The organism is Hymenobacter sp. BT559, assembly GCF_016427535.1.
Taxonomy (GTDB): domain Bacteria; phylum Bacteroidota; class Bacteroidia; order Cytophagales; family Hymenobacteraceae; genus Hymenobacter.
Genome location: NZ_JAELXV010000003.1, coordinates 66,384 through 80,383, shown reverse-complemented (window position 1 = coordinate 80,383; position 14,000 = coordinate 66,384). Strand labels below are relative to the sequence as shown.

Annotated in this window: 10 protein-coding genes; 1 reads left to right on the top strand and 9 read right to left on the bottom strand. The window is 61.9% G+C overall.

Going from position 1 to position 14,000, the window contains the following annotated elements; genetic code table 11:
* Nucleotides 1-68: 68 nt before the first annotated feature.
* The 5 genes from JAO77_RS11150 to JAO77_RS11130 form a co-directional block, all read right to left on the bottom strand.
* Nucleotides 69-2,354 carry a hypothetical protein gene (locus JAO77_RS11150; protein WP_198990467.1) on the bottom strand — a complete coding sequence of 762 codons (2,286 nt, stop codon included), beginning with the start codon at nucleotides 2,352-2,354 and terminating at the stop codon, nucleotides 69-71.
* Nucleotides 2,354-3,952: a BatA domain-containing protein gene (locus tag JAO77_RS11145; protein WP_198990466.1), complete on the bottom strand. Its 1,599-nt coding sequence runs from the start codon at nucleotides 3,950-3,952 to the stop codon at nucleotides 2,354-2,356. The genes JAO77_RS11150 and JAO77_RS11145 overlap by 1 nt, the downstream gene beginning before the upstream one ends.
* Nucleotides 3,953-4,100: 148 nt before the next feature.
* The gene (locus JAO77_RS11140) at nucleotides 4,101-4,976 is read right to left on the bottom strand and encodes a DUF58 domain-containing protein (RefSeq protein ID WP_198990465.1); all 876 of its coding nucleotides are present in this window, start codon (nucleotides 4,974-4,976) and stop codon (nucleotides 4,101-4,103) included.
* A gap of 71 nt (nucleotides 4,977-5,047) precedes the next feature.
* On the bottom strand, nucleotides 5,048-6,025 hold the full coding sequence (locus tag JAO77_RS11135; RefSeq protein ID WP_198990464.1) for an AAA family ATPase: 978 nt from the start codon (nucleotides 6,023-6,025) through the stop codon (nucleotides 5,048-5,050).
* A gap of 122 nt (nucleotides 6,026-6,147) precedes the next feature.
* Nucleotides 6,148-6,771, bottom strand: a complete 624-nt coding sequence (locus tag JAO77_RS11130; RefSeq protein WP_198990463.1) for a DUF4159 domain-containing protein — start codon at nucleotides 6,769-6,771, stop codon at nucleotides 6,148-6,150.
* 216 nt (nucleotides 6,772-6,987) lie between these two features.
* Between JAO77_RS11130 and JAO77_RS11125 the strand changes: the two genes are divergently transcribed.
* Complete coding sequence (locus tag JAO77_RS11125) at nucleotides 6,988-7,611, top strand: porin family protein (protein WP_198990462.1); 624 nt, start codon at nucleotides 6,988-6,990, stop codon at nucleotides 7,609-7,611.
* A gap of 140 nt (nucleotides 7,612-7,751) precedes the next feature.
* Here the strand turns inward: JAO77_RS11125 and JAO77_RS11120 are convergent, their stop codons facing one another.
* From JAO77_RS11120 to JAO77_RS11105, 4 genes are all read right to left on the bottom strand, one after another.
* Entirely contained in the window at nucleotides 7,752-9,077 is a 1,326-nt protein-coding gene (locus JAO77_RS11120) for a TldD/PmbA family protein (RefSeq protein WP_198990461.1), read from the bottom strand.
* A gap of 33 nt (nucleotides 9,078-9,110) precedes the next feature.
* Entirely contained in the window at nucleotides 9,111-10,760 is a 1,650-nt protein-coding gene (locus JAO77_RS11115) for a TldD/PmbA family protein (RefSeq protein WP_198990460.1), read from the bottom strand.
* A gap of 182 nt (nucleotides 10,761-10,942) precedes the next feature.
* Nucleotides 10,943-12,277, bottom strand: coding sequence for a TldD/PmbA family protein (locus tag JAO77_RS11110; RefSeq protein ID WP_198990459.1), 1,335 nt, complete (start codon nucleotides 12,275-12,277; stop codon nucleotides 10,943-10,945).
* Nucleotides 12,278-12,314: 37 nt separating this feature from the next.
* Entirely contained in the window at nucleotides 12,315-13,967 is a 1,653-nt protein-coding gene (locus JAO77_RS11105) for a TldD/PmbA family protein (protein WP_198990458.1), read from the bottom strand.
* Nucleotides 13,968-14,000 lie beyond the last annotated feature (33 nt).

The window sequence follows — 14,000 nt, the reverse complement described above, 5'->3', positions numbered from 1 at the left end:
ATAATGTCAAATAAGAATGGCATTGCGGTCAGTCGGTTCACGCGCGAACTCGCAGAGTCCACGGTACACTACTGGTCTAGCTCCTGGAAGTAGCGCCGCGCCAGGCGGTTGGGCGCCACGGCCGGGGCGGCGGTGGGGGTAGGAGAGGGTAGCAGGTCGGCCAGGGCGCGCTCGGCTACCGGCAAGCAGTTAGCGCAGGGCGTGCGGCCGGCGCGCGCATCGGTAGCCAGCGTGCGTAGGGCACGCAAGGCGGGCAGGTAGGCGCCGGGCTTTTGCAGGGCAGCTTGCGCCAGCACCTGGCCGGCCTGGTCGAGGGTGGCGGCATCGGCAGCGCGGCTGGGCTGGCCGGCTTGGGCCGCCGCTAGCCAGCGCAGGGCCCCGCGCACGGCCGGCTGCGCGGCGGGCGCCGGCACGGTGCCGGTGAGGTGCGGGGCAGCGGCGCCCTTCAATTCGCCGGTGAGGCGCAGGGTGGCCTCCGGGAAAGGCTGAGGCGTGACGCCGGCTTTCTTAACGTAGGCGCGGGTTTGCTGCTGCACCTCTTTGAGCAGGCGCAGGGCGCGGTACTCATAGGGGCGCGCGGCCTCGGGCTGACCGGTGCGCAGGCGCAGCTCGGCGGCCCACATCTCGTCGAGCACTGCGTGCAGCTTGGCCTTTACAGCGGGCTCTAAGAAGTCGGCAGTTTCGGCGTCGTCGTGCTTATGGATGTAGGGGTCCATTAGCGCGTCGGTTTCGGCGGTTTGCGAGCCTAGGGTACCGGGGCGGGGCGGGGCCGCCGCGTGGCTATGGTCGTGGCCGTCGTGCTCGTCATGTTCGTCGGCAATGGGCGAGTGGGCCGGCTCGGCGGCGGCTGGCGCGTCTTCGTCCTCCGCAATGGGCGAGTGTGAGGGGCCAGCCGTCACGCCCATGCCTTTCTCCGATTCTTCCCCTAAAAACTTGCCGTAGCGCAGCCGCAGCGACTGCTGGTCGAAGCCCAGCGCATTGGCCCGGTTAGTAAACTCGGCATGCGTGAGCTTTTTGCGCTCGGCAATCAGTTTCTCGGTGTCAATAATTATCTGGCGCTCACTGCGGAAATAGGCGGGTGCGGTGTTCACGCCCATGCCCATGTCGAGGGCACTGGTGGCGGCGGCCGTGTCTTGCCACTGCACCAGGTAGGTGTCGGAGCGGGCACTTTGGCCGTGGGTATCGCGGGCTTGAATGTAGAAGTATAATTCGTCGCCGTAGGTCATGCCCAGCTTAGGCAGGCTAAGCAGGTTGCTGAGCGTACTCTGCGTGGGTTGGCCACCTAGGGCCGCGCTCAGGTCGCGACGCACCTCCTTAAATTTCACCGCTTCGCCCTGCCCCTGAGCTACCGTAATGACTAGCTCGGCGTGGCTCAGGCCGTAGTCGTCGCGCAGGGTAGCCCGCACCGGCACCTCGGGCTTGGTGCCGATGGCTGCAATAAGCGTGTACGGCTTCGGCGTTTGGATGCGCACTACCGGCACCTGGTCGGGCCGCACATCAATGGCGTAGTCGTCAGACACCTGGCCGGCGTAGCGCAGCCGGTACAAAGCCGGGGCAGCCAAGGTTTGCTCCGTAAAAAAGGCCCTAGGTTGCCCTGCCACCGGCTGTAGTGGCTGGCGCTGCTTCCCTATTTCTAGTAAGGGAGCGGACTGCACAGCGCGGTTTACCTCCACTACCCAGCGTACCCGCGACCCCTGCGGGCACTGAAAAGACGCCTGCGCGGGCACAAACGCCGCCCGCCGCGTGTAGGCCGGCGGCGTCACGAGCAACCGCACGTTGGTGATGCGCGCTGGGCCCGCTGCAGTTGGCTTCTGAGTGGAGTCGGGAGAGAAATGCACGGCTACGCTGGCGGGCGCGGCCGCTTGCTTGGTAGGGCGTACCAACGTGAGCAGTCCCGCGCTGCCGAGTAGCAACCCGGTTATGAGTAGCGACTTCTTAAAGGAGAAGGGCAGTAATCCCGCACCGTTCGCCATGAGCTGGCTCAATTGCTGCGCTACATGCGCCTGTTGCAACTGGCCCAGCAGATTTGGCTCGGTGGGCACCAGCAGCAGGCCGGTGCTGTCTTCAAGCTCGGCAAACTGTCGGTCGAGCCGCCGTGCCACCGCCGCTGGCCCTAGGTGCCGCAGCGGCCACAGTTGCCACGCCGCGATAAGGACCACACCTACGCCGGCCGCAACTAGCCAGGGCCGTCCAGCCGGCCACACCTGCGCCAGCACGCCGAGTAGCACGCCGGCCGCCAGTGTAGGCAGCAGCACCGCTACTGCGTAGCGCCAGGCATAGTGGCGGCCCACTTCCTGGATGTGCCGCTGGGCCTGCCCTAGGTCAGTCTTTGCTGCAAAATCGACGGTCTGCATTATGCCGGAGATGATAAGGTGAAGGCCGCCCGCCGGCTAGCCAGCCAGCGCTCTAGGGCTAGGAGCACGCCCGCCGCCAGTACCAGCCACGGGCGTAAATCGAGCAGTCGAAAAGCAGTAGGGGCAGGCGGCCCGGCTACTTTGGCGGCGGGGGCGGGTAGCTGAGCGGGGTCGAGGCGGCGCTGGTCGTGGGCGGCCAAGCGTGCCAGGGCGGCGCCCGTTGGCTCAGGCCGCAGTACGCCGAGCAGCAGCGCGGGCAGCGCCGGGCTGTCGGGTAGCTCGCTCCAAGTGGGGTGGAGGCGGGTAGCAAAGTAGTAAGATGCGCCTTGGCCTTGCGCCTGGCGGGTGAGTACGGGGCGACCTAGGCCATCGGTCCACAGCGGCTCGGCAGTAGCGCTAGCCCGCTGATTGGCCCGCCGCCAAAGGCTGACCGGGGCCGCTTCCTCAAGATTAAGCGTGGCTAGCGCGCTTGTGTCGGCCACGCCCGGACCAGCCGCGCTTTGCCACAGGTGTAGCCCCTGGGCTATGCGCCCGCGCCAAGCTGCGGGCACCGGCGCCGCCGATAGCCAGAACAGCCAGTCGGGCGCGCTTGCTGGGTCGGGTAAGGTAGCAGCTACCGTCAGGGCTAGTGGGCCGGGCAGGCCGGCGCTGGCCGCCCGCAGGGCAGCGCGCAGATAGCGTGCATCCTGGGCGTAGGCGGGCGTGGTATACACCCACACGCGTAGGGCGGCGGGCTGCACCGGCACGGCGGCCAGCGCGCGGCCCAAATCGGCGGCCGTGGCGGGCAGCGGCTGCACCTGCGGCTGGCCGTTGCTGGGCGTTTCGTAGCTTAAAGGCGGCAGGTTGGCTCCGGTGAGCCGTTGCCCCGCTGCAGGCCGCGCCACGGCCACCGTGCGGAAGGTGGTTTGGCGTTCGGTACTGCTGCCCAACAGCAGATGTAGGCTATCGCGGCTGCTGCTGGCGGCTTGCAGCCAAGTAGTTTCGGTGGTCAGTGGTAGCGTCTGCCAAGTCAGGTTAGCAGGGAGCGGACCGTGGGTGCCCTGCGCGCCGCGCAGCGTGGCCGGCGTCAGCACGTACAGCGGCTGGCCGGCAAAGGTGTCCGCTGCCTGCCTGATACGCTCCCAATAAAAGCCCGCCGTAGCAGCCCAGCGTAGGGCCACTACACTATCCGAAAGCCGACCTAAGGAATCGGCTCGCCAAGCGGCGGCCGAAATCTTGGGCAGCCCTTGGCCCAGCCAACGCAGGGCGTAGCCGCGCCGACGCAGCGAATCAATATCCGGCCGCACGGCAGCCAGCGAGCGCGTGCCCGCCAGCTCGGGGCTCACCAGCACCTGCCCCCGGCCGCCTGGCAACACCTGCCGCCACACGGGGCCCGCCACCGCCACCGCCAGCACGGATAGCAGCGCCGCTCGCAGCAAGAGCAGCCATATCTGCTCTAGGCGCAGGTTGCGCAGGCGGCGGTTGGCGCCGGCCGTTAGCCAGCGCAGGCTGCCCACTGCTACCTCCTGCCCCGGCCGGCGGTTCCAGAGGTGGATGGCCAGCGGCACCAGCAGGCCGAGCAGGGCAAACAGCGCAGAAGGGGTATTGAGGGCGAACAAGTTAAATCAATTAAAAACTGTCATTGCGAGGAGGAACGATGAAGCAATCTTTCCTTATCGTTTGTATTGCCTGTCAGCCAAAAAGGAGAGATTGCTTCGTCGTTCCTCCTCGCAATGACAGACGGTTTTGTGGTTCTTTTTAAGAATACTAGCCCATCCGCTGGCGGCGGGTTAAAAACTCGCGTAGCGCTCCGTCGAGCGGCTCGGCGGTATTCAATAAATGGTAATCGAGCCCCTGGCTGCGGGCGTTCTGAGCAGTGTCGCGTAGCCACAGCTGTAACTGCTGCTGGTAAGCGTCCCGTTGCTGGTCGGCGTCGAGCTGAATGGTTTGGTTGGTCTCCAAGTCGCGAAACGTGACGGGCCCCTTGTAGCTAAAATTCAATTCGTTGCCAGCTACCAAGTGCAGCAGCAGCACGTCGCCGCTCACGGCCCGCAGGCGACCTAAGAGGCGCGTTATCTCGCCGTCCTCTTCGTACAAGTCGCTCACGCACACCGTAAGCGCCCGCTGGCGGCGTGCCGTAAGGGGCGCTAGCGTAGTTGTGCTCGGGAAGGCGCCAGTGGCCTCAGTATTTTCGAGGGTATGGTAAATGCGCGGTAGCTGGCGCGTATCCGAAAGGGCACCTAGGTGCTGCAAACCAGCCGGACTCAAGATGCTCAGACCCACCGCGTCGCCCTGCTTTTGAGCCAAGTAGGCCAGCGCGGCTAGCAGTAGCCGGGCGTAGTCGAGCTTGCGGAGGCCGTTGTCATCGCGGTGGTTCATGCTGGCGCTAGCGTCGAGCAGGAGGTTCACCGTGAGGCTGGTATCCACTTCCGATTCCCGGATGTAGTAGCGGTCCGAGCGGGCGGCCAGGCGCCAGTCGAGGCGGCGCAGGTCGTCGCCAGGCAGGTAGGGCCGATACTGGCTAAACTCCATACCTACCCCGTGCCGCCGGCTGGCATGGGCGCCGGCCAGGAAGCCTTCGGCCGCCCGCTTGGCGGCAAGGGGCAAGTTGCGCAGGGCGTAAAGGAGTTCAGGAAAAAGCATCTACTAACTAGTGAATTAAGAACCTAGGATGACCTCATGATGGCGTGGGGCTGCGCCCCGTGCCATCGGTGTTACACCGCTACGGCTTTTAGCAGCTCGCGCACTGCGTCGTCCGGCGTCAGGTTTTCGGCTTCGGCGTTGAAGTTCAGGAGCACCCGGTGCCGCAGCACGGGCGGCGCCAGCGCCTTGATATCATCGAGCGTGGCGGCAAAGCGGCCTTGCAGCAGCGCCCGCGCTTTGGCGCACAAAATGAGCGCCTGCCCGGCCCTAGGTCCCGCCCCCCAGCGCCCGTAGTCCTGAATAAACTTCACCGTAGAAGTGGCTGGGCGCGTGGCCCGCACCAGCCGGTTCACGAAGCTCAGCAGCTCGGGGCTGAGGCTGACCTGGCGCACTAGCTGCTGCAACTGCCGAATATCTGCCCCGCCTAGGATAGGCTTGACCTCGGCGCGGGCACCGCCGGTGGTGCCGCTCAGCACTGCCATCTCTTCCTGCTCGGTGGGGTAGCCAATGCGCACGTACAGCAGAAAGCGGTCGAGCTGCGCCTCGGGCAGCGGGTAGGTACCACTCTGCTCAATAGGGTTTTGGGTGGCCAGCAAGAAGAAAGGCTTGGGCAGCGCGTGTTCCTGGCCGGCGTAGGTTACGTGGCCTTCCTGCATGGCTTCGAGCAGGGCAGCTTGGGTTTTGGGCGGCGTGCGGTTTATTTCGTCGGCCAGCACGAGGCTGGCGAAGATGGGCCCTTGGTTGAACTTGAACGAGCGGTGCCCCGTGCTGTGGTCTTCCTCTAGTACTTCGGTACCTAGGATGTCAGTCGGCATCAGGTCGGGTGTGAACTGGATGCGGCGAAACGGCAAATCGGTGGCCGAGGCCAGCGTGCGTACCAGCAGCGTTTTGGCTAGGCCCGGCACACCCTCGAGCAGCGCGTGGCCGCCCGCCAGCAGCGCCACTAGCACCTCGTCGAGCACCGACTCTTGGCCCACGATGATTTTGCCAATCTCCGCCTTCAGGACGGGAAGCTTGGCGAGGAGCGTTTTAACGTCTTGTTCTGTCATATTATATAAAGGCGTCTGTCATGCAGAGCGCAGCGAAGCATCTCGCGTGCTGACGTTTGTGAACATTATTGATTACTGCGCCACGCGAGATGCTGCGCTGCGCTCTGCATGACAGGCAAATTTCAACTCAGCGCATACAGCAAAATATTGACCCCAAACTTGGTGTTGTCCTCGGCCAGAAAGCGCTTGTTTCTAAAGTCATAGTCCCACTCGCAGCCATAGTCTTTGTTGGAATAAAGGACACCTAGGCGACCGTTTATTTCCACGCCCTTCAGGTAGTCGTGCACTAGGTCGTCGCCCCAGCCATTGAGCTCGAAGCCTGTGTTGGGTGGGCCGTCTTTGAACTTAAAAAACTGGTTGTAAATGGGGTGGGTCTTAGGAATTTTCTTCAGTGCCGTGGCGCCGAAGCAGGCGCGCATCTGCTCCTCAAAGGAGCGGGCAAACAGGCCGTCGATGTCGTGGTTGCAGTCGTCCACAAACACGAAGCCGCCGTTGCGCACGTACTGGGTGAAGTTTTTCTTTTCCTGGGCCGAAAACTGCACCAGCCGGTGGCCGCTTAGGTAGCAAAAGGGGTAGTTGAACAGCTCGGGGCTGTCGAGGGCCACCACTTTTTCCTTGGGCTCGACGGGCACCGTGGTGTACTGCACCAAGGAGTGCAGCAGGTTAGCCGGCATGCGCTCATCTACCGCGTCCCAGTCGCCGGAGTGGTAGCTGAGGCGCACAAACGTAAAAGGAGCAGCGGGCATACGTAAAAGTTAAGCTAGCAAATAAAGGCAGCCAAGGCACCTAAATGAAACAAAGCGACGCGGTTGGTTGCGCGGTAGCGCGTTTTTTCTGCAGTTATTCTGGCCCAAGCTCATCATAACTCCATCGCATGAGGCCCCGTTAGTGCACCCGGCTGTACTATTTCGGCCCGCACTGCGTTACCCGCTTTGGTATTCTACCTCTAAAAAATTGTCCTTATGAAAGCTCTCGTCCTTCCGGTAGCCGCACTGCTCACCCTAGCCCTTGCCCCCAAAGCCCATGCCCAGTTCGGCGTGAAAGGCGGCGTCAACTTCGCTCAGCTGCACGGCCGCTCGGGTGAAGATGCCAGCTACAAAACCTTCTATCATGTGGGCATCTTGTACCAGGCCAACATCCTAGGGCCGCTGTCTATTCAGCCTGAGCTACAGTACTCGGTGCAGGGCAGCGACCTCAAAGGCGCCGTAACCGATTACGAAACTAAGCTGCACTACTTCACGGTGCCCGTGCTGGCCAAAATAACCGTCGGGCCCGTTTTCGTAGAAGCTGGCCCGCAATTCGGCTTTCTGGCTAGTGCCAACGAGAAAGGCAACGTGCAGATTAGCAACACCAACGGTTCGGCCAGCTACGGTCAGGTCGACCAGTCTTCAACGGGCAACTACAAGCGTGGCGACTTTAGCCTCGCTGCTGGCGCGGGCCTGAAATTCAGCGCGCTCTCCATCGGTGCCCGCTACGTGGCTGGCCTCAACGACATCAACGATGTGAAGAACCTCAGCGGCGTGAACGACCCTAGGTTGCAAAACCGCGTGTTTCAGCTTTACGCCGCCATCCAGTTTGGCAAGTAAGAACTAAAAGCAATCCCAAATAGGCTCCTCAACCGGCTGTCATGCTGAGCTTGCGAAGCATCTTCTTACGCTGGAGTTACTAGCTCTAACGTGATAAGATGCTTCGCAAGCTCAGCATGACAGCCGGCTTTTTGTGGTTGCTACACGGCGTCTGATAGGCTGGTAAAGGTGAAGTCGCGAATCTTGAGCGGCGGCACCAAGCAATTAGCCAGGCGCTGGGGCCGGCCGATGGCCTCCACGTTGTTGAGCATGATGATGGGGCTCTCATTGAAGCGCATGTTCTTAATAGGGAACTTGATAGCGCCGTTTTCGATATAGAAAGTACCATCACGCGTCAGGCCCGTGTAGAGCAGCGTTTGCGGGTCTACCTCGCGGATATACCACAGGCGTGTGACTAGAATGCCCTTGGCCGTGCTTTTGATAAGCTCGGCGGTGCTCTGGGTGCCACCCGTCATGATAAAGCTGCTGGGGAAAGCGGTGGGCGCCACGTTGTTTTTCTGAGCCCAAAAACGTGAGTAAAACATGTTTTTTACTACACCTTTCTCCACCCAGCTCATGCGCTTGGTTGGCAGGCCCTCGCCATCGAAGGCGTTGCCGGGCACGTCGGCATTGAGCGGGTCGGAGTAGATGTTCACGCGCTCGTCAAAGAGCTTTTCGCCCTTGCGGTTGCCGCCGCCCTTCTTGGTCAAAAAGCTTCGCCCTTCGTCGGCCTCACGGGCGCCCATGTTGTACACCAAGCCACCTAGGAGCGAGAGGTCATCGCCCGCCATCAGGGCGGCCGGCTCCAGAATAACGGTGTACTTGCCGGGCTCGATAGCCTTGGCCATCACCGACGAAGCTGCTTTATCAGCGGCCCGCTGGGTCAGCGACTTAAAATTGAGTTTGCTGGGGTCGGTGGCGTCGCTAATAGCGTAGCCCGAGCCGCGCCCGTCGGCGGTGCGCACCGTCACCGAAAAGTCGGTGCTGGTCGATTGCTGGTAGCTTTCCAGGCCCTTCGAGTTGCGCAGCGCTGAGAAGCGGGCGCCACCATCCAGAAAGCCGGCGGCCGTAAGGTTTTTGGCCGCGCATAGCCCGATGCTGTCGGCTGCGGCCTGGGCGCGGGTAGCGGGCGTGAGCAGCGTAGCTGCCGCCGAGGGTGGGTTGAGGTAGGTTTGCGGACCTAGGAGCGGCATGTATTCGGGGCTCTCGGGGGCCAAGCGTGCGATTTCTTCGGCGCGTTGCACGCAGCGGCGCAGCGTGGCCTCGTCAAACTCGTTGCAGGTAGCAATGCCCGAGCGCTTGCCAAAGCGCGACTCCACGCTGAGCGACACCGTGTCGGAGGCGCCGGCCGTGCTCACGCTGTTGCGGGCGTAGCGAATGTTGCCGGTGGTGCGCCCATCGAGCCCGACGGCGCACTCGTCAGCAGTGCTATAGGATAGCACCTTTTTTAGTAAAGCTTGGGCTTCGTCTTTAGAGAGAATAGCCATTGGATAAGTTGCTGATAGTAAGAAGTGCGGGCGCTAAACTTTCCGGGCCGTATTAATCACGTTCACCCCATTGAAGCGCGTGGTAGCCGAGCCGTGGCTCACTGACGAGCTTTGCGTAGGCTGGCCCTTCCCGTCGAAGAAAGTGCCGAACAGGCGGTAGTCCGATTGGTCGCACGAGCCGGCGCAGGCGCCCCAAAACTCTTGGGTGTTCGACTGGTAGGCCACGTCCTCAATCGGCTCCGTGATTTTGCCCTTCTCAATGGCGAAAAACAGCTGCCCGCCGAACTGAAAGTTATAGCGTTGCTGGTCAATAGAGAACGAGCCCGCGCCGGCGATATAGATACCCTTATCCACCTTACTCACCATCTCGTCCACGCTCATCTTGGTGGGGCTGGGTTTTAGGCTGATATTGGCCATGCGCTGAAACTGTACATCGTCCCAAGACTGGGCATAGCAGCAGCCATCCGATTCCTTCTGGCCCACGATGTGCGCCTGGTCCCGGATTTTCTGGTAGTCTACTAGCTTGCCTTCCTTAATAATGTCCCACTGCTTGGTTTTCACACCCTCGTCGTCGTAACCCACCGTGCCCACCGCGCCCGGCTGCAGCTTGTCGGCCACGATGTTAACCTGCTTGGAGCCGTAGGGTAGGTTCTTGGCTTTCCACTCTAGGGTGGCAAAGCTGGTGCCCGCAAAGTTGGCCTCGTAGCCCAGCACGCGGTCGAGCTCGGTGGGGTGGCCCACGCTCTCGTGAATGGTCAGCCCTAGGTGGCCGGGGTCGAGCACCAGGTCGTACTTGCCAGGCGTTACCGACTTCATGTTCAGCTTGGCTTTGGCTTGCTTGCCGGCCAGGGCGGCGTCGGCCAGCAGGTCGTAGCGCAGCTTGTAGCCAATGGTGTCGGTGCCCTGCGGCCCGCGCACCTGCTCGGCAGCGCTGGGTGTGAGGTACTCGTAGCCCATGCCCACGGGCGCGCTCAGCGCCTCCCGCGAGCGGAATTTACCCGACTTGGTATCTACCGCCGTGGCGTTGAAAGTGGGCCAGAGGCGGTGCACATCTTGGTCGATGTACGAGCCGTCGGTACTGGCAAAGTACTTCTGCTCATTAACTTGAAATAGCGCCGAGCTGATGTAACTCGCCCCGTTGTTCATCGCGGCGGCGTTGGCGGCCAGCAGCAGGTCGGCCTTTTGCTTCACTGGCACCTCAAAGGCGCTTTGCACAAGGGGCGTCTTCCAGCTCACCTCCCCGAAGCCCTGCTGTGGGGCTAGCTGAACAGGCTCTTTCAGCACCAGCTTGTTGGCCTTGGCAATATCGGCGGCCAGGCGGGCGGTGGCGGCCAGGCTGGCCTCGGTGACTACGCTCGTGGAGGCAAAGCCCCAGCAGCCATTCACGAGCACCCGAATGCCCACCCCGTAGCTCTCGGTGCTCACGATGTTCTGAATCTGCTTTTCGCGAGCAAACACGTACTGATTGAGTGAGCGGCCAATGCGCACGTCGGCATAGCTGGCGCCCGCGCTCTTAGCAGCATTAAGGGCGGCGTCGGCTAGGCGCTTTTTCAGCACGGTGTCGGCGCCGGGCTCCAGCAGGCGGGCGGGGTCCACGCGCTTGGCCCCAAAGCCGGGTAGCGTGGGCAGCAGCAGGGCCGTGGCACCTAGGCCAGTGAGGCCCACAAAGTCACGTCGGTTCATGAGTAGAGTTTTATATATAAAGCGCTATTTAATCAGGAATAAATGAAAAGCAAAAACCGCCCTGCGAAGGCAAGCTAAGCAGGACGGTTTTTAGGCTTGAGCGTGTGCTCGCCAGCTGTGAGACCCCACCCCCAACCCCTCCCCTCCGGGAGGGGGGAGGGGCTGGGGGTGGGGTCCACGCGCTACACGGCGTCGGACAAGCTCGTAAACGTGAAGTCGCGAATCTTCAAGGGGGGCACCAGATTGCCAGCCAAGCGCACGGGGCGGCCGATGGCTTCCAGGTTGTTGAGCATGATGATGGGGCTCTCGTTGAAGCGGAAGTTCTTGACCGGAAACTTGATAGCGCCGTTCTCGATATAGAACGTTCCATCGCGGGTGAGGCCCGTGTACAGCAGCGTTTGCGGGTCAACGGGGCGGATGTACCACAGGCGCGTCACCAAGATGCCTTTTTTGGTGCTCTTGATGAGGTCAGCAGTGCTTTGGGTGCCGCCTTCCATGATGAAGCCACCGGGGCCAGGCAAAGAAGGAATACCCGACTTCTGCGCCCAGTAGCGCGAAGAGTACAGGTTTTTCACCACGCCCTTCTCAATCCAGGTGGTGCGCTGCTGCGGGCGGCCGTCGCCCGAGAAGGTGAGGTCGGGTACCTCGGGGTTGGTGGGGTCCGAGTAGATAGTCACGCGCTCGTCAAACATCTTCTCGCCCTTGCGATTGCCGCCGCCCTTCTTGCTCAGGAAGCTGCGCCCCTCGTCAGCCGAGCGGGCGTCGAACGAGCGCATTAGGGCACCTAGGAGCGAAGCGTCGGTGTTCGACAGCAGCGCATTAGGCTCCAGAATAACGGTGTACTTGCCGGGCTCGATGGCCCGAGCGCCCACCGACGAAGCCGCTTTGTCGGCGGCCGTGCGCGTGAGGCGGGCCGCGTCAAACTTGCTGATGTCAGTAAAATCGGTCGAGGCGTAGCCCGAGCCCTGCCCGTCGGGCGTGCGCACCGTGATGCTGAAATCGAGGTTAGTGAGGCGCTGGTAGGCCTCCAATCCTTTCGAGTTGCGCTTGGCTACGAAGCTGGTTGAGTCGTTGAGGAAACCCGCCGAGGTCAGCTTCTTGCTGTCGCAATACTGCATGCTGGTCGCCATTTGGGTGGCGCGGTAGTCGGGCGTGATGCCCGCCGTGCTGGCCGCGTACGATTGCGGCGACGCCTGGTAGGTTTGCGGACCTAGGAGGGGCATGTACTCGGGGCTCTCAGGGGCCAGGCGCGCGATTTCCTCGGCGCGCTGCACGCAGCGACGCAACGTAGCCTCGTCAAACTGGTTGCACGTAGCCGTGCCCGAGCGCTTGCCGAAGTACGAGGTCACGGCCAAGGATACGTTGTCGGTAGCGCCGGCGGTGCTGATGGAGTTGCGCGCCGAGCGCACGTTGCCTTGCAGGCTGCCCTGCATGTTGGCCTCGCACTCGTCGGCGGTGCTGAAGCTGATGACCTTCTTCAGAATGTCCTGCGCTTCGGTTTGAGAAAGAATTGCCATTATAGCTGAGATTATTTCGTAGATACTAAAGTGCGCGCTACCCGATTTTGCGGGCCGTGTTAATCACATTCACACCGTTGAAGCGCGTGGTAGCCGAGCCGTGGCTCACGGCCGAGCTCTGCGAAGGCTGGCCCTTGCCGTCGTTGAAGGCACCAAACAGGCGGTAGTCCGAGGCGTCGCACGAGCCGGCGCAGGCACCCCAGAACTCCTGGGTGTTAGCCTGGTAGGCTACGTCTTCCAGCATCTCGGTGATTTTGCCTTTCTCGATGGCGTAGAACACCTGGCCGCCAAACTGGAAGTTATAGCGCTGCTGGTCGATAGAGAACGAGCCATTGCCGGCAATGTAAATGCCTTTGTCTACCCCTTTCACGAGGTCATCCACGCTCATTTTAGCGGTGCCGGGGCGCAGGCTCACGTTGGGCATGCGCTGGAACTGCACATCCTGCCACGACTGCGAGTAGCAGCAGCCATCCGACTCCTTCTGGCCCACGATGTGCGCCTGGTCCCGGATTTTCTCATAATCCACGAGCTTGCCCGCCTTGATGAGGTCCCATTCCTTGGTCTTCACGCCTTCGTCGTCGTAGCCCACGGCACCTAGGGAGCCGGGTTGCAGTTTGTCGGCCACAATGTTGACTTGCTTCGAGCCATAGGGCAGGTTCTTGGCTTTCCACTCCAAGGTGGCAAAGCTGGTGCCCGCGTAGTTGGCTTCGTAGCCCAGCACGCGGTCGAGCTCCAGCGGGTGGCCCACGCTCTCGTGAATGGTCAGCCCTAGGTGGCCGGGGTCGAGCACGAGGTCGTACTTGCCCGGAGTAACCGACTTACAGGTCAGCTTTTGCTTGGTTTGCTTGGCGGCGCTGGCGGCGTCCTCCAAGATGTCGTAGCTATTCTTATAGCCAATCACATCGGAGCCGGCCGGACCCGCAATTTTGTCGGCGGCCTTAGGCGTGAGGTACTCGTAGCCCAGGCCCATGGGCTGGCTCAGCGACTGCCGCGAGCGGAACTTACCACTGGCGCGGTCTACCACCGTCACCCCAAAGTTGGGGTAGATGCGGTGAATATCCTGGTCGATATACGAGCCATCGGTGCTGGCAAAATACTTCTGCTCATTGATTTGAAACAGCGCCGAGTTCACGAACGAGGCGCCGTTGTCGAGAGCTACCGCATTAGCGTTCAGTAGCAGGTCTACCTTCTGCTTGATGGGCACTTCCAGCGCATTTTGCTGAATAGGGGTTTTCCAGCTTACGTCGCCGTAGCCACGTTGCGGGGCCAGCTGCACGGGCTCTTTCTGCACCTTCGAGTTGGCCTTAGCGATGGCCACCGCCTGCTGGGCCGCTTTGGCAATGCCTGCATCAGTTAGCTGGTTGGTGGCCGCAAAGCCCCAGGTGCCGTTGGCAATCACCCGAATGCCCACGCCCATGGTTTCGGTGCTACCGATGTTCTGCACCTGCTTTTCGCGAGTGAAAATGCCCTGGTTGAGGGTACGCTGAATGCGCACGTCGGCGTAGCTGGCGCCGGCGCTTTTGGCGGCGTTGAGGGCTACGTCGGCCAGGCGTTTTTTCTGGGCTATGTCAAGGCCGGGCTCTAGCAGGCGCGCCGGGTCTACCAAGTCGGCGCCGAGGCTCGGAAAATTGGGGAGCAGCAGGGCTCCGGCCCCCAGGCCAGCTAGTCCTACGAAGTCGCGTCTGTTCAAAATGTGGGTAGATTTAGTGAAATAGGAGTGAAG

Bases quoted from the DNA above. Each gene is read 5' to 3' on its own strand.
- JAO77_RS11110 (WP_198990459.1), bottom strand. From the start codon at position 12,277: ATGGCAATTCTTTCTCAAACCGAAGCGCAGGACATTCTGAAGAAGGTC.
- JAO77_RS11135 (WP_198990464.1), bottom strand. From the start codon at position 6,025: ATGACAGAACAAGACGTTAAAACGCTCCTCGCCAAGCTTCCCGTCCTG.
- JAO77_RS11115 (WP_198990460.1), bottom strand. From the start codon at position 10,760: ATGAACCGACGTGACTTTGTGGGCCTCACTGGCCTAGGTGCCACGGCC.
- JAO77_RS11150 (WP_198990467.1), bottom strand. From the start codon at position 2,354: ATGCAGACCGTCGATTTTGCAGCAAAGACTGACCTAGGGCAGGCCCAG.
- JAO77_RS11120 (WP_198990461.1), bottom strand. From the start codon at position 9,077: ATGGCTATTCTCTCTAAAGACGAAGCCCAAGCTTTACTAAAAAAGGTG.
- JAO77_RS11125 (WP_198990462.1), top strand. From the start codon at position 6,988: ATGAAAGCTCTCGTCCTTCCGGTAGCCGCACTGCTCACCCTAGCCCTT.
- JAO77_RS11130 (WP_198990463.1), bottom strand. From the start codon at position 6,771: ATGCCCGCTGCTCCTTTTACGTTTGTGCGCCTCAGCTACCACTCCGGC.
- JAO77_RS11140 (WP_198990465.1), bottom strand. From the start codon at position 4,976: ATGCTTTTTCCTGAACTCCTTTACGCCCTGCGCAACTTGCCCCTTGCC.